Source organism: Pantoea sp. ME81 (genome assembly GCF_903970985.1).
Classification (GTDB): Bacteria; Pseudomonadota; Gammaproteobacteria; order Enterobacterales; family Enterobacteriaceae; genus Pantoea; species Pantoea communis.
In genome coordinates, this window is sequence record NZ_CAJCKS010000095.1 from 1 (window position 1) to 19,062 (window position 19,062).

General features: G+C 57.5%; 20 protein-coding genes. 19 read left to right on the top strand and 1 reads right to left on the bottom strand.

The genetic code is table 11. From position 1 onward, the window contains the following. The 14 genes from phnF to phnE (H7A81_RS16940) all read left to right on the top strand — a co-directional run. On the top strand, positions 1–658 hold a 658-nt coding region (gene phnF, locus H7A81_RS16875), incomplete at its 5' end, for a phosphonate metabolism transcriptional regulator PhnF (protein WP_255478986.1). Further along, entirely contained in the window at positions 655–1,101 is a 447-nt protein-coding gene (gene phnG, locus H7A81_RS16880) for a phosphonate C-P lyase system protein PhnG (RefSeq protein ID WP_034824584.1), read from the top strand. The genes phnF and phnG, both read left to right, overlap by 4 nt. Next, positions 1,101–1,676: a phosphonate C-P lyase system protein PhnH gene (gene phnH, locus H7A81_RS16885; RefSeq protein WP_182058124.1), complete on the top strand. Its 576-nt coding sequence runs from the start codon at positions 1,101–1,103 to the stop codon at positions 1,674–1,676. The genes phnG and phnH overlap by 1 nt, the downstream gene beginning before the upstream one ends. Beyond that, positions 1,676–2,752: a carbon-phosphorus lyase complex subunit PhnI gene (locus H7A81_RS16890; RefSeq protein WP_182058125.1), complete on the top strand. Its 1,077-nt coding sequence runs from the start codon at positions 1,676–1,678 to the stop codon at positions 2,750–2,752. The genes phnH and H7A81_RS16890 overlap by 1 nt, the downstream gene beginning before the upstream one ends. After that, positions 2,745–3,593: an alpha-D-ribose 1-methylphosphonate 5-phosphate C-P-lyase PhnJ gene (locus H7A81_RS16895; protein WP_058962106.1), complete on the top strand. Its 849-nt coding sequence runs from the start codon at positions 2,745–2,747 to the stop codon at positions 3,591–3,593. The genes H7A81_RS16890 and H7A81_RS16895 overlap by 8 nt, the downstream gene beginning before the upstream one ends. After that, a complete protein-coding gene (phnK, locus tag H7A81_RS16900; RefSeq protein WP_038646247.1) occupies positions 3,583–4,344 on the top strand; it encodes a phosphonate C-P lyase system protein PhnK in 762 nt (253 codons plus the stop codon). The genes H7A81_RS16895 and phnK overlap by 11 nt, the downstream gene beginning before the upstream one ends. Positions 4,345–4,362: 18 nt before the next feature. Continuing rightward, positions 4,363–5,067: a phosphonate C-P lyase system protein PhnL gene (gene phnL, locus H7A81_RS16905; protein WP_034824574.1), complete on the top strand. Its 705-nt coding sequence runs from the start codon at positions 4,363–4,365 to the stop codon at positions 5,065–5,067. Then, the gene (gene phnM, locus H7A81_RS16910) at positions 5,064–6,200 is read left to right on the top strand and encodes an alpha-D-ribose 1-methylphosphonate 5-triphosphate diphosphatase (RefSeq protein ID WP_034824572.1); all 1,137 of its coding nucleotides are present in this window, start codon (positions 5,064–5,066) and stop codon (positions 6,198–6,200) included. Before phnL ends, phnM begins: the two co-directional genes overlap by 4 nt. Further along, positions 6,200–6,736, top strand: coding sequence for a ribose 1,5-bisphosphokinase (phnN, locus tag H7A81_RS16915; protein ID WP_182058126.1), 537 nt, complete (start codon positions 6,200–6,202; stop codon positions 6,734–6,736). Before phnM ends, phnN begins: the two co-directional genes overlap by 1 nt. Further along, the gene (phnP, locus tag H7A81_RS16920) at positions 6,733–7,503 is read left to right on the top strand and encodes a phosphonate metabolism protein PhnP (RefSeq protein ID WP_182058127.1); all 771 of its coding nucleotides are present in this window, start codon (positions 6,733–6,735) and stop codon (positions 7,501–7,503) included. Before phnN ends, phnP begins: the two co-directional genes overlap by 4 nt. Before the next feature lie 79 nt (positions 7,504–7,582). Then, a complete protein-coding gene (gene phnC, locus H7A81_RS16925; protein ID WP_034824566.1) occupies positions 7,583–8,413 on the top strand; it encodes a phosphonate ABC transporter ATP-binding protein in 831 nt (276 codons plus the stop codon). A gap of 26 nt (positions 8,414–8,439) precedes the next feature. Further along, on the top strand, positions 8,440–9,366 hold the full coding sequence (gene phnD, locus H7A81_RS16930; protein ID WP_182058128.1) for a phosphonate ABC transporter substrate-binding protein: 927 nt from the start codon (positions 8,440–8,442) through the stop codon (positions 9,364–9,366). 80 nt (positions 9,367–9,446) lie between these two features. Then, entirely contained in the window at positions 9,447–10,310 is an 864-nt protein-coding gene (gene phnE / locus H7A81_RS16935; protein WP_182058129.1) for a phosphonate ABC transporter, permease protein PhnE, read from the top strand. Then, on the top strand, positions 10,307–11,191 hold the full coding sequence (gene phnE, locus H7A81_RS16940) for a phosphonate ABC transporter, permease protein PhnE (RefSeq protein WP_034824559.1): 885 nt from the start codon (positions 10,307–10,309) through the stop codon (positions 11,189–11,191). Before phnE (H7A81_RS16935) ends, phnE (H7A81_RS16940) begins: the two co-directional genes overlap by 4 nt. Here phnE (H7A81_RS16940) and H7A81_RS16945 read toward each other — a convergent pair. Then, complete coding sequence (locus H7A81_RS16945) at positions 11,145–13,730, bottom strand: ATP-binding protein (RefSeq protein ID WP_182058130.1); 2,586 nt, start codon at positions 13,728–13,730, stop codon at positions 11,145–11,147. The genes phnE (H7A81_RS16940) and H7A81_RS16945 overlap by 47 nt on opposite strands. Positions 13,731–13,875: 145 nt before the next feature. Between H7A81_RS16945 and H7A81_RS16950 the strand changes: the two genes are divergently transcribed. The 5 genes from H7A81_RS16950 (at position 13,876) to H7A81_RS16970 (ending at position 19,001) form a co-directional block, all read left to right on the top strand. Then, complete coding sequence (locus H7A81_RS16950) at positions 13,876–15,381, top strand: sugar ABC transporter ATP-binding protein (RefSeq protein ID WP_182058131.1); 1,506 nt, start codon at positions 13,876–13,878, stop codon at positions 15,379–15,381. A 10-nt stretch (positions 15,382–15,391) separates the two neighbouring features. Beyond that, on the top strand, positions 15,392–16,375 hold the full coding sequence (locus H7A81_RS16955) for a ribose ABC transporter permease (RefSeq protein ID WP_058962099.1): 984 nt from the start codon (positions 15,392–15,394) through the stop codon (positions 16,373–16,375). An 81-nt stretch (positions 16,376–16,456) separates the two neighbouring features. Next, positions 16,457–17,395: an ABC transporter substrate-binding protein gene (locus tag H7A81_RS16960; RefSeq protein WP_182058132.1), complete on the top strand. Its 939-nt coding sequence runs from the start codon at positions 16,457–16,459 to the stop codon at positions 17,393–17,395. A gap of 50 nt (positions 17,396–17,445) precedes the next feature. Next, positions 17,446–18,129 (top strand): D-lyxose/D-mannose family sugar isomerase, encoded by a 684-nt coding sequence (locus H7A81_RS16965; protein WP_166932170.1) that lies wholly within the window; start codon positions 17,446–17,448, stop codon positions 18,127–18,129. Positions 18,130–18,140: 11 nt separating this feature from the next. Further along, on the top strand, positions 18,141–19,001 hold the full coding sequence (locus tag H7A81_RS16970; RefSeq protein WP_166932172.1) for a ketose 1,6-bisphosphate aldolase: 861 nt from the start codon (positions 18,141–18,143) through the stop codon (positions 18,999–19,001). The last annotated feature ends 61 nt before the right edge of the window (positions 19,002–19,062 follow it).

Consider the following 19,062-nt stretch of genomic DNA (forward strand, 5'->3'; position numbering starts at 1 on the left):
GGCACTGCAAGAGCGTTATCGCTGCGGTGACTATCTGCCTTCCGAACAACAACTAGCCGATCACTATGAAGTTAACCGCCATACGCTGCGTCGTGCGGTAGATGAACTGGTCAATAAAGGACTGCTGCAACGCCGCCACGGCGTCGGCATTCTGGTGCTGATGCGTCCTTACGATTACCCCCTGCATGCGCAGGCACGCTTCAGCCAGAACCTGCTGGAGCAGGGCAGCCATCCGACCAGCGAACGTTTGCTGGCAGTGCTGCGACCGGCCAGCAGCGACGTGGCCAGTGCACTGGCCATTAATGAAGGCGATAACGTGATTCACCTGCGCACGTTGCGCCGGGTCAATGGTGTGCCAGTGTGTGTCATCAATCACTTCCTGCCGGAACTAAGCTGGTGGCCGACGATACAGCAGTTCCAGAACGGCTCGCTGCATGACTTTATGCAGCAGCACCTTGGCCTCGATTTAACGCGTTCGCAAACCCGAATCAGCACCCGCCGCGCCCAGGCTAAAGAGTGTAAACAGCTGGAGATTGCCCTGCAGTCGCCGCTGCTGTGCGTGCGCACCCTGAATAAGCACCGTGACGGTCAGGTAGCGGAATACTCCGTCAGCCTGACGCGTGGCGACATGATTGAACTGACTCTGGAGCATGAATGAAACAGCAAACCGCTCGCCAGCATTGGCTATCGGTACTCGCGCACAGCGAAGCCAGCCAGCTAAATGCCCACTGGCAGTCGCTGCACCTCAATGCACAATTTGAAGCGATTCGTCCCGCCGAAACCGGTTTAACCCGTTTGCAGGCGCGCATGGGCGGTAGCGGCAAACGCTTCGTGATGGGCGATGCCACGGTCACGCGTGCCGTAGTGAAACTGCACGATGGCACCCTTGGCTTCAGCTATGTGCTGGGCCGCGATAAAGCCCATGCCGAACGCTGCGCCGTGATTGATGCGCTGCTGCAACAGCCAGAAACCCATGCGCTGTTGCAGGAAAAATTAATTGCCCCGCTGGCGGCCTTGCGTGAAGAGCAGCGTCAGCTGCGTGCACGTGAAATCGCCAGCTCTAAAGTGGACTTCTTTACGCTGGTACGCGGAGATAACTAATGACATTACTGGCCAGTTTTAACCATCCGGTTGCCGATTCACAGCGTGCTTTTCGTCGCATCCTGAAAGCCATGAGCGAGCCAGGCGTCATGGTCTCACTGCCGCTGGAACAGGGCTGGGGCGATTTGTCTCCTGCCGCGACGGCGGTACTGCTGACGCTGGTGGATCAGGAGAGTGCGCTGTGGCTGGATAGCCGTGTAGACAACGAAATCGTGCGTAACAACCTGCGTTTCCACACCGGTGTGCCGATTGTGGAAGAGCGCCATGCACCGTTTGCCTTAACCCATGCAGCGTCAAATCCGGATCCTGCGCAGTTCGCGCCGGGCGACAATATGTCACCGGAAAAAAGCACCACGCTGATCATTGAAGTGCCCTCCCTGAATGGGGGTTTAACCCTGCGCCTGTCCGGCCCTGGCTTGCGTGAATCACGCGCCATCGCGCCACAGTTGCCGGAAGCGATTCTGACTTATCTGCGCGAGCGTCCGCATCCGTTCCCACTGGGCGTGGATCTGATTTTCACCTGCGGTGAAGCGATGATGGCCTTGCCACGCACCACTGACGTGGAGGTGTGCTGATGTACGTTGCGGTGAAAGGGGGCGAGAAGGCGATAGCCTGCGCCCATGAGCTTCAGGCCGATCTGCGCCGTGGCGACCGTGACGTGGCGGAACTGGGTTGCGATCAGGTCGCGCAACAGTTGGGATTAGCAGTGGATCGCGTGATGACCGAAGGCGGCATTTACGATCCCCAGCTCGCGGCCTTAGCGATTAAACAAGCCAGCGGCGATTTGGTGGAAGCCATCTTCCTGCTGCGCGCCTATCGCACCACCTTGCCACGTCTGGCTGATAGCCTGGCGCTGGAAACCGACGAGATGCGCATCGAACGTCGTATTTCGGCGGTCTACAAGGACTTGCCGGGCGGTCAGGTACTCGGCCCCACTTACGATTACAGCCACCGTCTGCTCGATTTCACTCTGCTGGCGAATGGTGAAACCCCGGCGGCACCGCGTGACGATCAGGCACTGCCTGAGCGCTGTCCGCACGTGTTCAGCATGATGACCAAAGAAGGTCTGGCGGCGCGTGAAGAGGATGATGGCAGCGAGCCGTGCGATATCACCCGCGAGCCGCCGGGTTATCCAGCGACGCGCGCGGCCCGTTTGCAACAGTTGGTGCGCGGCGATGAAGGTTTTCTGCTGGCACTCGGTTACTCCACCCAGCGTGGCTACGGGCGTAACCATCCGTTTGCTGGCGAAATCCGCACCGGCTATCTCAGCGTATCGATCTGCCCGGAAGAACTGGGCTTTGAGATTGATATCGGTGAAATCCTGCTGACCGAGTGTGAAATGGTTAACGGCTTCACCACGCAAACCGAAGGTGCGCCGCACTTCACCCGTGGTTACGGGCTGGTGTTTGGCCGTTCAGAGCGCAAGGCGATGGCGATGGCGCTGGTGGATCGTGCCCTGCAAGCACCCGATTACGATGAACGTATTGCCGGTCCGGCGCAGGATGAAGAGTTTGTGCTGTCGCATGCCGACAACGTGGAAGCGGCGGGCTTTGTTTCGCATCTGAAACTGCCGCATTACGTCGATTTCCAGGCGGAGCTGGAGTTGCTGAAACGGCTGCGTGAACAGGTTCAGGAGCAAAACGATGAGTGAGTTAACCGGCTATAACAACGGCTATCTGGATGAGCAGACCAAGCGCACCATTCGTCGCGCGATCCTCAAAGCGGTAGCGATTCCGGGTTATCAGGTGCCGTTTGCCGGACGAGAAATGCCGATGCCTTACGGCTGGGGCACTGGCGGGATCCAGATCACCGCCAGCATCATTGGTGACAGCGACGTGCTGAAGGTGATTGACCAGGGCGCGGATGACACCACCAACGCCGTATCCATCCGTCGTTTCTTCCAGCGCGTCAGCGGCGCAGCGACCACTGAAGCCACCAAAGATGCCACGCTGATCCAGACGCGCCACCGTATTCCGGAGACGCCGCTGCAGGAAGATCAGGTGCTGATTTTCCAGGTGCCGATTCCTGAGCCGCTGCGCTTTATCGAACCACGCGAAACGGAAACTCGCACCATGCACGCACTGGAAGAGTACGGCATCATGCAGGTCAAACTGTATGAAGATATCGCCCGCTACGGCCATATCGCCACCACCTATGCCTATCCGGTCAAGGTCAACGATCGCTACGTGATGGACCCTTCGCCGATTCCGAAATTCGACAACCCGAAGATGCACATGATGCCCGCACTGCAGCTGTTTGGTGCTGGCCGTGAAAAACGCATCTACGCGCTGCCGCCGTACACCAAAGTGGAAAGCCTCGACTTCGACGACCACCCATTCACCGTACAAAGCTGGGATGAACCCTGTGCCCTGTGCGGTTCACGCCACAGCTACCTTGATGAGGTGGTGATGGATGATGCCGGTACGCGCATGTTTGTCTGCTCCGATACCGATTTTTGCCACCAGCAGCAGGAACAACAACATGCACAGTGAACAGCCGCTGCTTGCGGTCAACAATCTGACGCACCTCTATGCGCCAGGCAAAGGTTTTGAAGACGTCAGCTTTGAACTCTATCCAGGGGAAGTCTTGGGCATTGTGGGTGAGTCTGGTTCCGGCAAAACCACGCTGCTGCGCAGCCTGTCGGCGCGTTTAGCGCCACAGCAGGGCAACATTCTCTATCGCGCTCAGGATCTCTATCAGCTAAGTGAAAGCGATCGCCGCCGCTTATTGCGCACCGAGTGGGGCGTGGTGCATCAGCATCCGCTGGATGGATTGCGTCCGCAGGTGACGGCAGGCGGCAACATTGGTGAGCGCTTGATGGCCGTCGGCCAGCGCCATTACGGCGATATCCGTAAAGAGGCGATGCGCTGGTTGCAGGACGTCGAAATCCCCGCCAACCGCATTGACGATTTGCCGACCACCTTCTCCGGCGGTATGCAGCAGCGTTTGCAAATTGCCCGCAACCTGGTGACCCAGCCCACGCTGGTGTTCATGGATGAGCCGACCGGCGGACTGGATGTATCCGTGCAGGCGCGACTGCTGGATCTGCTGCGTACCCTGGTTCGTGAACTCAATCTGGCGGTGGTGATTGTCACGCACGATCTCGGCGTGGCGCGCTTGCTGGCGCACCGTCTGTTGGTGATGAAGCAGGGCAAAGTGGTGGAGAGCGGTCTGACCGATCGGGTGCTGGACGATCCGCACCATCCCTACACCCAACTGCTGGTTTCATCGGTGCTGGCTTAACTTCATCAGGACATCAACATGCAACCTTTATTGCGCGTAGAGAAACTCAGCAAAACCTTTGTGCTGCACAACCAGAGCAGCGCCGAGCTGCCGGTGCTGCAGGATGCCAATCTTGAAGTGTGCGCCGGTGAGTGCGTGGTGCTGCACGGTCGCTCCGGCAGCGGAAAATCCACCTTACTGCGCGCGCTGTACGGCAACTATCAGGCCAACAGCGGTCATATCTGGCTGCAACATCAGGGTGAGTGGATCGATATGGCGCAGGCCCCCGCGCGCCAGATACTGGCGATTCGCCGCGAAACCGTCGGCTGGGTCAGCCAGTTCCTGCGCGTGATTCCCCGTGTTCCAACGCTGGAGATCGTCATGCAGCCACTGCTGGAACGCGGCGTGGAGCGTGCTTTCTGCGAGAAACGTGCCAAAGAACTGCTGACGCGCCTCAATGTACCGGAGCGTTTATGGTCACTCGCGCCCTCGACCTTCTCCGGCGGTGAACAGCAGCGCGTTAACATCGCGCGTGGCTTTATCGCCGACTATCCAGTGCTGCTGCTGGATGAACCTACCGCTTCCCTCGACAGTGCCAACAGCGCAGCGGTGGTGGAATTGATTGAACAGGCGCGCACCCGTGGTGCCGCCATTGTGGGTATTTTCCATGACGAAGCGGTGCGCGCACGCGTGGCCGATCGCCTGCACGTCATGCAGCCGGTTAAAACAGGAGCAGAAGCATGATCGTCAATAACGTCCGTTTGGTGCTGGAACATGAAGTTGTCACCGGTTCGCTGGAAATTCGTGAGGGTCGCATTGCCAGTTTCAGTGACAGTACCAGCCAATTAGCGGGCGCACTCGATGGCGAAAACGCCTTCCTGCTGCCAGGTCTGGTCGAGTTGCACACCGATAACCTCGATAAGTTCTTCACGCCGCGTCCGAAAGTGGACTGGCCCGCGCACTCGGCAATGAGTAGCCACGATGCGCTGATGGTCGCCAGCGGTATTACCACGGTGCTGGATGCCATTGGTGTCGGCGATGTGCGCGACGGCGGTCATCGCATTGAGAACCTGAGCAAGATGATCAACGCGATTCAGGACAGTAACCGCAAAGGCATTAACCGTGTCGATCACCATCTGCACTTGCGCTGTGAGTTGCCCCATAACACCACGCTGCCGCTGTTCGAAAAGCTGATGAGTACGCCGGAGCTGTCGCTGGTGTCGCTGATGGATCATTCGCCAGGCCAGCGTCAGTACGCTTCGCTGGAGATGTATCGCACTTACTATCAGGGCAAATATTCGCTCAATGATGAGCAGATGGATCAGTTCGAGCGTGAGCAACTGGCGCTGGCCGCCGAGTTCTCCACCCCGAACCGCAACGCCATTTCCGGCCTGTGCCGTTCGCGCGGCATTCCGATTGCCAGCCATGATGATGCCACAGCGGCACACGTTGCCGAATCACACGATGTAGGCAGCACCATTGCTGAATTCCCCACCACGCTGGAGGCCGCACGCGCCTCGCGGGAATGCGGTATGCAGGTGTTGATGGGCGCGCCGAATATCGTACGCGGCGGCTCGCATTCCGGCAACGTGGCAGCCTGGGAGTTGGCCAGCCATGGCCTGCTGGATATTTTGTCATCGGACTACTACCCGGCGAGCCTGCTGGACGCGGTGTTCCGCTTAGTGGCGGATGAGCGCAACAGCCTGACGTTGCCCCAAGCCGCCGCGCTGGTGACACGTAATCCGGCTCGCGCTATTGGCTTGCACGATCGCGGAGTGATTGGCGAAGGCATGCGAGCCGATCTGGTGCTGGCGCATACCGAACATGGGCATCCACACATTCGCCACGTCTGGTCGCAGGGCAGGCTGGTGTTCTGATGGCGCGCCTGATCTGGCTAACCGGGCCTTCGGGCTCGGGTAAAGACAGTCTGTTGAATGCGCTACGCGAAGCGCCGCCGGATAACCTGGTCATCGCCCATCGCTACATTACGCGTCCGGCCGATGCCGGGGGCGAAAACCATGTGGCGCTGAGCGAGGCCGAGTTTCGGCGGCGTCAGGCACTGGGATTGTTTGCCATCAGCTGGCAGGCACACGGCCTGTATTACGGTCTGGGAGAAGAGATCGATCACTGGCTGGCGCGCGGGTTGAATGTATTGGTCAATGGTTCACGTCTGCATTTGCCGATTGTTGAGCAGCATTACGGGGCACAACTGTTGCCGCTGGTGCTGCAAGTCTCTCCGGCGGTGCTGGAAATGCGTTTACGGCAGCGCGGACGTGAAAGTGAAGCCGAAATCGGTAAAAGGCTGGCGCGTGCGGCAGAACCGCTGCCTGCGCACTGCCATCCGCTCAATAACGATGGCGCACTCAGCGATACGCTTAACGGGTTGCGCCAACTGCTGGAGCATCCGCCATGAACCTCACTTTTCTCGGTACTGGAGGCGTACAGTCTGCTCCGCTGTTTGGCTGTGATTGCCACGCCTGTGAACGCGCCCGCCTTGAACCGAGACGCGCACGTGCCGCCACCAGTGCGCTGATTGATACCGGCAGCGAACGTATTTTGCTGGATGCCGGACGTCACGATCTGCATCAGCGCTTTCGTCCCGGCGAGCTAAGTCGCATTTTATTGACCCATTTTCATATGGATCATGTAGCGGGACTCTTTAGCCTGCGTTGGGGATTGGGTGAACCGATTCCGGTGTGGGCGCCGCCGGATGAGAAGGGCTGTGATGACCTGTTTAAGCATCCGGGCCTGCTGGATTTCCGTTCTGCGTTAACGCCTTTTGTGCCTCACAGTTTCGGGACGTTGCAGGTCACGCCGCTGCCGTTACAGCACTCAAAACTCACTTATGGCTACCTGTTCGACTGGCACGGTACGCGGCTTGCCTGGCTGTGTGATACCTGCGGACTACCCCCGGACACGGCAGATTTTCTTGATGGTCAACCGCTGGATCAGCTGGTGATTGACTGCAATGACCCGCCGCGAGAAAGCGTACGCAATCATAATGATGTGACGCGCGCATTGCAGATTATTGAACAGCTGGCGCCACGCCAGGCCTGGCTTATCCACCTGAGCCATGAGATGGACAGTTGGTTACTCAATAATCGCTTACCGGACAATGTGCTGGCGGCTACCGACGGTCAGACCATCACGGTCGGTTCCTCACACGCTGTCACTGTTTAATCATTTTACTGTCATCAAGACTTCATCGGATTTGCCCGTAATAACGGGCAATCAAGACCTCAGCGAGATGGAGTGCAACATGGCACAGGCATTACTGAAAACCGTTATCGACAATCCTTATGTTCCGCACGCCGGGCAAGGCAACAAGGTGCTGTCGGTACAGGGACTGTGCAAGGCGTACGGCGAAAACCGCGTACTGGATAATGTCAGCTTCGATCTGCATGCGGGCGAGCTGGTGGCCGTGATTGGTCGCTCAGGCGCAGGCAAATCGACACTGTTACACATGCTGAACGGCACCATCAGTGCTTCGCAGGGTGCGATTCTCAGCAATCGTCAGGGTGAAGCGGATCGTGATGTGGTGACGCTCAACAGCCGCCAGATGCGCGAATGGCGCAGCGAATGCGGCATGATCTTCCAGGACTTCTGTCTGGTGCCGCGTCTTGATGTGCTGACCAACGTCCTGCTGGGACGCCTGAGCCAGACCTCAACCCTGAAATCCTTCTTCAAAGTGTTCTCCGAAGCGGACCGCGCGCAGGCCATTGAACTGCTGCAGTGGATGAACATGCTGCCGCAGGCGCTGCAGCGTGCGGAGAATCTGTCAGGTGGCCAGATGCAACGCGTGGCGATTTGCCGTGCGCTGATGCAGAACCCGCGCATCCTGCTGGCCGATGAGCCGGTGGCCTCACTCGACCCGAAAAACACCAAACGCATTATGGATGTGCTGCGCCAGGTGAGTGAGCAGGGCATCAGCGTGATGGTGAACCTGCACTCGATTGAACTGGTGAAGCAGTACTGCACCCGTGTTATCGGCATTCAGCGCGGCAAAGTGCTGTTTGACGGACATCCTTCTCAGTTGACCGATGGCTTGCTGCATGAGCTGTACGGCGACGAAATTAACCAGCTCCACTAACTTCCACGGCAAGAGAAAAAACACGAATGAAACTGACCTCTTTAGCTTTATTGACTGTTGCAATGACTTTTGGCGTTAACGCAGCGGATGCACCAAAAGAATTGAACCTCGGGATTTTGGGTGGACAGAACGCCACTCAGCAGATCGGTGATAACCAGTGCGTGAAAGATTTCTTCGACAAAGAGCTGAATGTCGATACCAAAATGCGCAACTCGTCTGACTACTCAGGCGTGATTCAGGGCCTGCTGGGTAACAAAATTGATATGGTGCTGAGCATGTCTCCAGCATCTTACGCTTCCGTCTATCTGCAGAACCCGAAAGCGGTTGATGTTGTCGGCATCGTGGTGGATGACAAAGACGGTTCACAGGGTTACCACTCAGTCGTGATCGTGAAAGCGGACAGCCCGTACAAAAAACTGGAAGACCTGAAAGGCAAATCTTTCGGTATGGCCGATCCGGATTCAACTTCTGGCTTCCTGATGCCAAACCAGGCGTTCAAGAAAGAGTTCGGTGGCACTGTTGACGACAAGTACAACAACACCTTCTCCAGCGTCACCTTCTCTGGCGGCCATGAGCAGGACATCCTGGGTGTGCTGAACGGTCAGTTTGAAGGCGCGGTGACCTGGACTTCTCTGGTTGGTGATTACGACAAGGGTTATACCTCAGGTGCCTTTGGTCGCATGATGCGCATGGACCAGCCTGACCTGATGAAGAAAATTCGTATTATCTGGCAGTCTCCGCTGATCCCTAACGGCCCAATTCTGGTGAGCAATAACCTGCCCGCTGACTTCAAACAGAAGCTGGTGGCGGCGATCAAGAAGCTGGATAAAGAAGACCACAGCTGCTTTGTTAAAGCGGTGGGTGGTGCTCAGCACATCGGCCCGGCAACCGTTGCCGATTATCAGAACATCATTGATATGAAACGTGATCTGATGAAAGGCTCACGCGGTTAATTTCGCGTCTGACCGGCAGGGTCGCCCGTGATGGCGACCCTTTTCACATCTGCACCATCCTCTACCACAGGACATTCCCCTTGACCGATTTCGAACACTACTACCAACGCATTCGTCGCCAGCAAAAGCGCGACACCGTGCTCTGGTCGCTGCTGTTGGTGGCGCTCTACCTCGCTGCGGGCAAGATGGCGGAATTCAATCTGGTCACCGTCTGGCAATCACTGCCACACTTTTTCGATTACATCGGCGAAACCGTGCCGGTGTTGCATCTGCCCGTGCTGTTCTCCGATGGGAAAACCGAGGGCTCGCTGGCCTACTGGGGCTACCGTCTGCACTTCCAGCTGCCGCTGATCTGGGAAACCCTGCAGCTGGCACTGTCGTCGACCATTGTGGCGGTGATGGTGGCTGGGGTACTGGCGTTTTTCGCTGCTGATAACACCCAGACGCCGCGCAGCGTCCGCATCGCGATCCGTGCTTTCGTCGCTTTCCTGCGCACCATGCCAGAACTGGCGTGGGCAGTGATGTTCGTGATGGCGTTTGGCATTGGGGCAATTCCCGGCTTCCTCGCACTAGCGCTACATACCGTGGGCAGCCTGACCAAACTGTTTTATGAATCGATTGAAAGCGCTTCAGACAAACCGGTGCGCGGCCTCGCGGCATGTGGAGCGACCAAATTACAGCGCATGCGCTTCGCCTTCTGGCCGCAGGTGAAACCAACGTTTCTCTCTTACAGCTTTATGCGTCTGGAAGTGAACTTCCGTTCTTCTACCATCCTTGGATTGGTGGGGGCGGGCGGTATCGGCCAGGAGCTGATGACCAACATCAAACTGGATCGTTACGATCAGGTCAGTATTACGCTGCTGCTGATCATTGTGGTGGTGTCGCTGCTGGATACGGTATCCGGGTGGTTGCGCCGTCGCGTGGTGGAAGGGGATATCAAATGATCGCATTAGCACCGGATGTGGCAAAACTGAAGCAGGAACATCCTGCACTGTTCGCCGCACAGAACCGTTATCTGCGCCGCGTGGCTGGCGTTGCACTTGCCATCGCGCTCTATTACCTGTTCTTCTTTGAGTTTTTCGGTATTGAGTGGAGCCGAGTGATTATCGGTTGCGAGCAACTAGGGCGTTACTTCCTGCGCATGTTCGTTTGGCAAGACTTTATGAACTGGCCATTTGGCTATTATTTCTCGCAGATTGGCATCACGTTGGCGATTGTCTTCGCCGGGACGCTGACCGCTTCCATTATTGCGCTGCCGGTGTCTTTCCTTGCCGCCCGCAACGTAATGCACGATCCGATTGCCCGTCCGATTTCCTTAGTGGTGCGCCGTTTGCTCGACATCCTGCGCGGTGTCGATATGGCCATCTGGGGCCTGATTTTTGTGCGTGCAGTTGGCATGGGACCACTGGCGGGTGTGCTGGCGATTGTGGTACAGGACGTGGGCTTACTGGGCAAACTATATGCCGAAGGGCATGAAGCGGTTGAGCGTTCGCCGAGCCGGGGTTTAGGTGCGGTGGGGGCCAATAGTCTGCAGAAACATCGCTTTGGCATCTTTACCCAATCCTTCCCGACCTTCCTGGCATTGAGCCTGTACCAGATTGAATCCAATACCCGTTCGGCGGCGGTACTTGGCTTTGTCGGCGCAGGGGGCGTCGGTCTGGTTTATGCTGAAAACATGCGCCTGTGGAACTGGGATGTGGTGATGTTCCTGACCATCCTGTTGGTTGGCGTGGTGATGATCATGGATGTCATCTCCAGCAAACTGCGTAAGCGCTATATCACGGGGAAACCGTTGCCGCTGTGGCAGCCTGCCGTGCGCGATTAAGCCGTTCACTGCGTTGCCAGGCGCGCTCCAGCGCCTGCGCTAACTGTGCCTGTTGCCAGGGTTTTGCCAGCCGTTCGCACAGTGGCAAAGTGACCTGGCTCTGGCGCAAATCCTGACCGCTGATCAGCAGGGTGGCCAGTTCTGGCCACTGCTGCTGTGCCTGGCGAATCACATCCGCCCCGTTTAACGCGCCGGGTAACATCAAATCACTGATCAACAACTCAATATCTGGCGTCTGCCGCAGCAGCGTCAGTGCGGATTCGCCATCGCCACACTCTAAAGTGAGGTAGCCGAGTTGATGCAGATGCTCACACAATGTCTGCCTGACGGCGGGTTCATCATCCAGCACCAACACCAGCCGGTCACTGCTTGAACCCGGCGTAAACTCGGGAAGAGTCGGCGCGGGCTGGACCGCTTCCGGTGCGCGCGGCAGTAACAGGCGCACAGTAGTGCCCTGGCCGGGGGCGGTTTCCACCTCGATCTGCCCGCCGGATTGACGCACAAATCCATATACCATCGACAACCCCAGTCCGCTGCCGCTGCCGGTCTCTTTGGTGGTGAAAAATGGCTCAAACACCTGTTCACGTACCTCGGCTGACATGCCGCAGCCGTGATCGATAACTTCAATGGTCACGCGATCGCGTTTACCATCCGCTTCCTGCATTCGCTGATTCCAGATGCGCAGGCGAATTTCTCCGCTCTGTTTCTCCATGGCATCGCGTGCATTGACCACCAGATTCATCAGCGCATTTTCCAGTTGCCCGGCATCGATCCACGCGGGCCAGCCGGGGCGTTGCGCATCAACCACTAATTGCTGACCGGGCAACAGTGCATGCTGTAACAGTGAGTGCAGATTATCGACCAGCTCAATGACTGATACCGCACGCGGATAAAGCGACTGTTTACGTGAGAAGGCCAGCAGCCGCTGGGTAAGCTGCGCCGCGCGGTCCGCCGCCAGCCGCGCACGCTCAATGCGACTGGCTAGCGAACCAGAGGGGAGCTGGCCCACGGTAAGCGCCAGACTGCCAATAATCACGGCCAGCAGGTTGTTAAAGTCGTGGGCGATACCGCCGGTGAGTTGGCCGACGGCTTTCATTTTTTGGCTGTGCAGCAGCGCTTCTTCCAGCGCCTTACGCGTGGTGCGCTCCAGCACGGTATTGACCATGCCACGGCGTGGCACTGGGCTAAAGCGCAGTTCCAGCGTGCGGCCGTCGGGCAGGCGAACTTCCTGCGCATCCTGCAGGCTGGTGAGCTGCACATCCATTCGTTCTAGCAGACGCTGATAATGCAGGCCGCGATGCAGGTCGCGTGCCGGAATGCCGAGTAACTCGGCGTACTGCGCGTTCCACACCACCAGTTGCCCACTGTTATCGAATAGTGCAAAGCCATCGCGCATGGCGAGGAAAGTGGATTCCAGCTGATTGCTTTTCTCTTTTAACAGACGTGAAGTGTGGGCCAGTGAAGCCGTATTGCGCGCAAAGACGTTAAAGGCGCGAGCCAGATCGCCGAGCTCGTCGCGGCGGGCCAACCCCGGAACATTGACGCTTTTCTCGCCCTGGGCCAGACGCGTCATGGCGTGGGCGATGGCGGTCAGGCTGGAACCGAGATTGCGATAGATGTAGTAACCCGCGTAACCGGTGATCAGCAGTGCCAGCAGCATAAACAGACCAATAAAACCGATGATGGAGTCCAGTTCCTGATGCGTGGCGGTACTGCGCGCATCGCTCTGCTGCGCCACCAGTTGCACATAATGAGTGATGTCGCCATTCAGCATCGCCACCAGCGCTTTGATGCGATAGGTCGCGTAGGCAATGGCGATATCGCTCTGCTCAAGCTGAACAGCGATGGGTTGTAAGCTGCGCGTGGTGTCGACCAATCGGTCACGCTGCATCGCCAGCGCATCCTGTAACGGTAGGGCGGACCAAATGGGCAGCACCTGCTGTAATTGCTGTTCAGCGGCTTGCGGTGCCGTGGACTGGATTGCCACCTTTAACAGGGCATCCGTTTGCTGGCGCAGCGGCAAAAAAGCGCCGTCGATGGCAAGCACATCAATGCGATTCAGCAGCAGTTGCGCCTGCCACAGGCCACTTAACATCACGTTGCGTTGTAAGTGGCGTTGATGGCCAACACGCAGCAGCTGATTGATGCTCTGTTCCAGCATCTGGCTGCGTTCACGAATGCGCGCCAGCAGCGCGGGTTGCTGTGCGGCCAATGGCGCGTTCGCCAGCAGGGATAAGGACTGCTGCAAGGCTTGCTGCGTCTGCTGCAGGCGTGCCGACTCGCTCTGATACTCAAGCGCACCCACCACCTGCGCCAGCCGCACAGCGGCGGTGGCCACATTGGCGGTATCCCGCGCCAGCTCCAGGCTGCCGTTCATATCCGCCAGGGTTTGCGCCTGTGCCTGCTCCTGAATGTGACCGGCGTGGCGAAATCCAAAAATAGCCACCAGGCTCACCGCCAGCGTGACACTCACCACTAACAGGTTAAACAGCAGCAGGCGACCCCGCGCGCCAGCGTGCCAGTGCAGACTCTGACTCATTGCGGCCACTCCTTACCTCTCAACTCCCGGCGAGTATAGAAGCGTGAACGGGGCGCAATATGACAAATATGAATGGCCGCTGACATTTTCCATTTATCTGGCGTTGCAACACTCGGCGACAACTTCAGAAAGCAGGAGCCTGGCGATGACGGCGACACCGATATTAGAAATGCGCGAAATCACCCGACGCTTCGGCAGTTTCTACGCGTTGAAGGGCGTGGATCTGACCGTGTGGCCAGGTGAAGTCCACGCGCTGATGGGCGAAAACGGTGCCGGGAAAAGTACGCTGATGAAGATTCTGGCCGGTGCTTATACCGCCAGCAGCGGGGAAATTCTTATCGACGGTAAACCCTACGCCATCAAAGGCCCAAAAGAGGCACTGGCCGCGGGCATCACGCTGATTTATCAGGAAATCAATCTGGCGCCCAATCTGACCGTGGCAGAGAACATCTTCCTCGGCAGCGAGATCACGCGCGGTGGGCTGGTGAAAAGGCGGCAGATGGCAGAAGAGGCACAGCAGGTGATTAATCGTCTGGGTGCCCAATTCAGTGCCAGCGATCTGGTGAGCAAACTCAGTATCGCTGAGCAGCAGCAGGTGGAGATTGCCCGCGCGCTGCACCGCAACAGCCGCATTCTGGTGATGGATGAACCCACGGCAGCACTCTCCAATCGCGAAACTGAACAGTTGTTTGCGCTGATTAAACGCCTGCGCAGCGAAGGCATGGCGATCATTTATATCAGCCATCGCATGGCAGAAGTGTATGAGCTTTCGGATCGCGTCAGCGTGCTGCGCGATGGGCAGTATGTTGGCAGCCTGACGCGCGATCAGCTTAATGCCAGTGAACTGGTGCGTATGATGGTTGGCCGTCCGCTGAGCGATCTGTTCAATAAAGACCGCAACATTCCCTTCGGCGAAGTCCGTCTCGCTGTCAATCACCTGACCGATAACCGCAAAGTCCATCCCAGTAGTCTCTCGGTGCGTGCCGGGGAGATTGTCGGATTGGCGGGATTGGTCGGTGCCGGACGCAGCGAGCTGGCGCAGCTGATTTTTGGCGTGCATCAACCCAGGGGAGGCGAAATCTGGATCGATGGCGAGAAAGTCAACATTCATTCGCCGCGAGATGCCATCGCACGTGGTATTGGCTTCCTCACCGAGAACCGTAAAGAGCAGGGGCTGTTCCTGGAATTGGCCGCACAGGAAAACATCGTGATGGCGACGCTGGAACGCGATGCCAGCTACGGCCTGCTTAATCGGCGTAAAGGGCAAAAGATTGCCGGTGATGCCATCGAATCACTCAACATTCGTGTGCCGCACGCCCAGGTACGAGCCGGGGGGCTATCGGGCGGTAATCAACAGAAACTGCTGATCTCACGCTGGGTAGCGATTGCACCACGCATTCTGCTGCTAGATGAGCCCACACGCGGCGTGGACGTCGGCGCCAAGAGTGAAATCTACCGCATGATGAACCAGATGGCGCAACAGGGCGTGGCGATTTTGATGATCTCCAGCGAACTGCCGGAGGTGGTCGGGATGAGTGACCGCGTGTATGTGATGCGTGAGGGCAGTATTGCCGGAGAGTTGAGCGGCGCTGAGATTAGCCAGGAAAACATTATGACACTGGCCACCGGCGCACAGCCGGTACAGGCCTGAGGAGACCGCAATGACCAGTGAAACTGCACGCGTAAAAAGTCCAACGCTTAAACGCGCCTTGATGAGCGACCTGCTGCAAACGGTAGGGATTTTGCCGATTTTGATCCTGATTGTGGCGGTATTTGGTTTTGTTGCGCCGAACTTTTTTACCGAAGCTAACCTGCTGAATATTACCCGTCAGGCTTCGATCAATATCGTGCTGGCGGCGGGGATGACCTTTGTGATCCTCACCGGCGGGATCGATCTGTCAGTGGGCTCGATGCTGGGCACCACGGCGGTCGTGGCGATGGTGGTGTCGCTGGATCCGGCCTTTGCGGGCCTGACCATTCCTGCGGCGCTTGGGGCGGGTCTTATCATGGGGCTGTTCAACGGCCTGTTGGTGGCGGGGGCAGGTTTGCCGCCCTTTATCGTGACGCTCGGCACCTATACCGCCTTGCGCGGAGCGGCTTATTTGCTGGCGAATGGCACTACCGTCATCAACTCTGACATCAATTTCGAGTGGATAGGCAACGGTTATCTCGGGCCGATCCCCTGGCTGATCATTATTGCCTTTGCCGTCATCGCGCTGTGCTGGTTCATTCTGCGCCGTACCACCCTGGGTGTGCACATCTACGCCGTGGGCGGCAACGTGCAGGCGGCGCGCCTCACCGGGATCAAGGTCGGCATGGTGCTGGTGTTTGTCTATGCCATGAGCGGCATGTTGTCGGGATTAGGCGGATTGATGAGCGCCTCACGCCTCTACAGCGCCAACGGCAACCTGGGTGTGGGGTACGAGTTAGATGCAATCGCCGCGGTGATTCTGGGCGGCACCAGTTTTGTCGGCGGTATCGGCACCATTACCGGCACGCTAATTGGTGCGCTGATAATCGCCACGCTGAACAACGGCATGACGCTGATGGGCGTTTCTTACTTCTGGCAGTTGGTCATTAAGGGCGCTGTGATCATCATTGCCGTACTCATCGATAAGTACCGCACACGTCATCACGTGGGTTAAGGGTGTATTTGCAACAGGCTGTCACACAACGGCGATCTGCTGGATCGCCAACATAATCAAAAAAGCAGGAGAACATCGACTATGCGTTTTAATCCGATTCTGACCGGACTGCTGGCGGCGACGTTGTTGAGTGCGCCACTGGTGCAGGCAAAAGAACTCAAATCCATTGGTGTCACCGTCGGCGATCTCGCCAACCCGTTCTTCGTGCAGATCACCAAAGGTGCTGAGCTGAAAGCGCGTGAACTGGCGGGCGACAAGGTCAATGTGACGCTGGTTTCCAGCGGTTACGATCTTGGTCAGCAGGTGGCGCAGATAGATAACTTCATCGCCGCCAAAGTGGACATGATCATCCTTAACGCCGCCGATTCCAAAGGCATCGCTCCCGCGGTGAAACGTGCGCGTGATGCAGGCATCGTGGTGGTGGCGGTCGACGTGGCGGCTGACGGTGCCAATGCCACCATTACCTCCGATAACACCCAGGCAGGCGCGATGGCCTGTAAATACATCTCTGACCGCCTGAAAAACAAAGGCAACGTGGTGATCATCAACGGGCCTCCGGTGTCAGCGGTGCAAAACCGGGTTGAAGGCTGTATGAACGAGCTGAAAACTCATCCCGATATCAGACTGCTCTCCTATAACCAGAACGCCAAGGGCAGTCGCGATGGCGGCCTGGAGGTGATGACCGGACTGCTGTCTGCCAATCCGAAGATCGATGCGGTGTTTGCGATTAACGACCCAACGGCGATTGGTGCCGATTTAGCTGCCAAGCAAGCCCAGCGCAGTGAGTTCTTTATTGTCGGCGTCGATGGTTCGCCAGATGGCGAAGAAGCCCTGAAACGTAAAGGATCGCTGTTTGTCGCCACCCCAGCGCAAGACCCGCAGGTGATGGCAGCCAAAGCGGTGGAGATTGGCTACGACATCCTGCAGGGCAAACCCGCACCGGACAAACCGGTGCTGATTCCGGTCACGATGATCGATCGCAATACTGTCAGCAGCTACAAAGGCTGGACGGTGAAATAACGTTGATTTCTTGAGGCGGTCTCTGGGCCGCCCACATTGGGAGCGGAGTTATGCATCGATCCGAAGTGAACGCCATTCTGCAACTCACCCGCGAATTCTTTATGCGACAGGATGTGCACCTGCCGCCCTGGGCCGACTATGGCCTCAGCCAATGGCGTGCGCTGGATAAACGCCGCGCCGAAGAGCTGCTGGCGCTGCATCTGGGCTGGGATGTCACCAGTTTCGGCGCTGATGATTTCTCGCAGACCGGTTTAACCCTGTTTACCTTGCGCAATGGCTCGCGCGGCGGTCAGCCGTGGGGAAAACCTTACGCTGAAAAAATCATGCACGTGCGGGAAGGGCAGGTGACGCCGATGCACTACCATCCACAAAAGATGGAAGACATCATCAACCGCGGCGGCGGAAATCTGATCGTGACTTTGCATAACCGCGCGGGCGACCGGCTTGATGATTCACCGGTTAACGTCACGTTGGATGGCATCCGCCAGACTCACGCGGCGGGATCGCAACTGCGTCTCTCTCCTGGCGAGAGCGTCACCTTGCTGCCTGGGATCTGGCACAGTTTCTGGGGCGAAGAGGGCTATGGCGATGTGCTGGTTGGCGAAGTCTCGATGCCCAACGATGACGAGCATGACAACGTCTTTCTCACACCGCTGGCGCGCTTTAATCCGATTGATGAGGATGAAGATCCGCGCTGGCTGTTGTGCAACGAATATCACCGCTGGCTGGCATGAAGGAGTTCACGATGGCACTGATTTCACTGGCGCAAGGCCTGGCCCACGCGCAGCAACACCAATACGCGCTCGGCGCATTTAACGTACTGGACACCCATTTTTTGCGTGCGCTGTTCCAGGCGGCTGAGCAACAACGGTCGCCTTTTATCATCAACATCGCGGAAGTGCATTTTAAGTATGTCAGCCTCGAGCATCTGATTGCGGCGATTCGCACAGAAGCGGCGCTGCATGATATCCCGGTGGTGCTCAATCTTGACCATGGTTTGCATTTTGAGGCGGTAATGCAGGCGATTCGCCTCGGATTTACTTCGGTGATGTTTGATGGCTCAACTCTCAGTTATGAAGAGAATGTGCGCCAGACCCGCGAAGTGGTGAAGATGTGCCACGCCATTGGCGTTTCGGTTGAAGCGGAACTGGGCGCAGTGGGCGGTGATGAAGGTGGGGCGCTGTTTGGTGAGGCCGACAGCAACAAATTTACCGATCCTGCTCTGGCAGCGGAGTTTGTCCAGTCAACCGGGATCGATTGTCTGGCCGTAGCGATTGGCAACGCGCACGGCAAATACAAAGGTGAGCCGAAGCTCGACTTTGAGCGTCTGGCGGCAATTCGCTCGGCGGCAGGCATTCCTTTGGTGCTGCATGGCGGTTCAGGGATCAGTGATGCCGATTTCCGCCACGCCATCAGTTTGGGCATTCATAAAATCAATTTCTATACCGGCATGTCACAAGCCGCACTAGGCGCGATAGAAAAGCAAATTACTCAGCGTGATGCGCGCTACGACTCGTTTGCTGAACTGCTGATGGCGGTAGAACACGATATTGCCAATGTGGTGGCGCAGCAGATGCAGGTGTTTGGCAGCGCCGGGAGGGCCTGACATGGTGCAACGCAACGGTATTCTCGGTGCGGGCAGTATGCTGGTGGATCATGTACAACGT

Excerpts from the sequence above, each read along its gene's own strand:
- phnM (WP_034824572.1), top strand. The coding sequence starts at position 5,064 with ATGATCGTCAATAACGTCCGTTTGGTGCTGGAACATGAAGTTGTCACC.
- phnL (WP_034824574.1), top strand. The coding sequence starts at position 4,363 with ATGCAACCTTTATTGCGCGTAGAGAAACTCAGCAAAACCTTTGTGCTG.
- phnN (WP_182058126.1), top strand. The coding sequence starts at position 6,200 with ATGGCGCGCCTGATCTGGCTAACCGGGCCTTCGGGCTCGGGTAAAGAC.
- phnE (WP_034824559.1), top strand. The coding sequence starts at position 10,307 with ATGATCGCATTAGCACCGGATGTGGCAAAACTGAAGCAGGAACATCCT.
- H7A81_RS16955 (WP_058962099.1), top strand. The coding sequence starts at position 15,392 with ATGACCAGTGAAACTGCACGCGTAAAAAGTCCAACGCTTAAACGCGCC.
- phnP (WP_182058127.1), top strand. The coding sequence starts at position 6,733 with ATGAACCTCACTTTTCTCGGTACTGGAGGCGTACAGTCTGCTCCGCTG.
- H7A81_RS16950 (WP_182058131.1), top strand. The coding sequence starts at position 13,876 with ATGACGGCGACACCGATATTAGAAATGCGCGAAATCACCCGACGCTTC.
- H7A81_RS16895 (WP_058962106.1), top strand. The coding sequence starts at position 2,745 with ATGAGTGAGTTAACCGGCTATAACAACGGCTATCTGGATGAGCAGACC.
- H7A81_RS16965 (WP_166932170.1), top strand. The coding sequence starts at position 17,446 with ATGCATCGATCCGAAGTGAACGCCATTCTGCAACTCACCCGCGAATTC.
- H7A81_RS16970 (WP_166932172.1), top strand. The coding sequence starts at position 18,141 with ATGGCACTGATTTCACTGGCGCAAGGCCTGGCCCACGCGCAGCAACAC.
- phnK (WP_038646247.1), top strand. The coding sequence starts at position 3,583 with ATGCACAGTGAACAGCCGCTGCTTGCGGTCAACAATCTGACGCACCTC.
- phnC (WP_034824566.1), top strand. The coding sequence starts at position 7,583 with ATGGCACAGGCATTACTGAAAACCGTTATCGACAATCCTTATGTTCCG.
- H7A81_RS16890 (WP_182058125.1), top strand. The coding sequence starts at position 1,676 with ATGTACGTTGCGGTGAAAGGGGGCGAGAAGGCGATAGCCTGCGCCCAT.
- H7A81_RS16945 (WP_182058130.1), bottom strand. The coding sequence starts at position 13,730 with ATGAGTCAGAGTCTGCACTGGCACGCTGGCGCGCGGGGTCGCCTGCTG.
- H7A81_RS16960 (WP_182058132.1), top strand. The coding sequence starts at position 16,457 with ATGCGTTTTAATCCGATTCTGACCGGACTGCTGGCGGCGACGTTGTTG.
- phnG (WP_034824584.1), top strand. The coding sequence starts at position 655 with ATGAAACAGCAAACCGCTCGCCAGCATTGGCTATCGGTACTCGCGCAC.
- phnD (WP_182058128.1), top strand. The coding sequence starts at position 8,440 with ATGAAACTGACCTCTTTAGCTTTATTGACTGTTGCAATGACTTTTGGC.
- phnH (WP_182058124.1), top strand. The coding sequence starts at position 1,101 with ATGACATTACTGGCCAGTTTTAACCATCCGGTTGCCGATTCACAGCGT.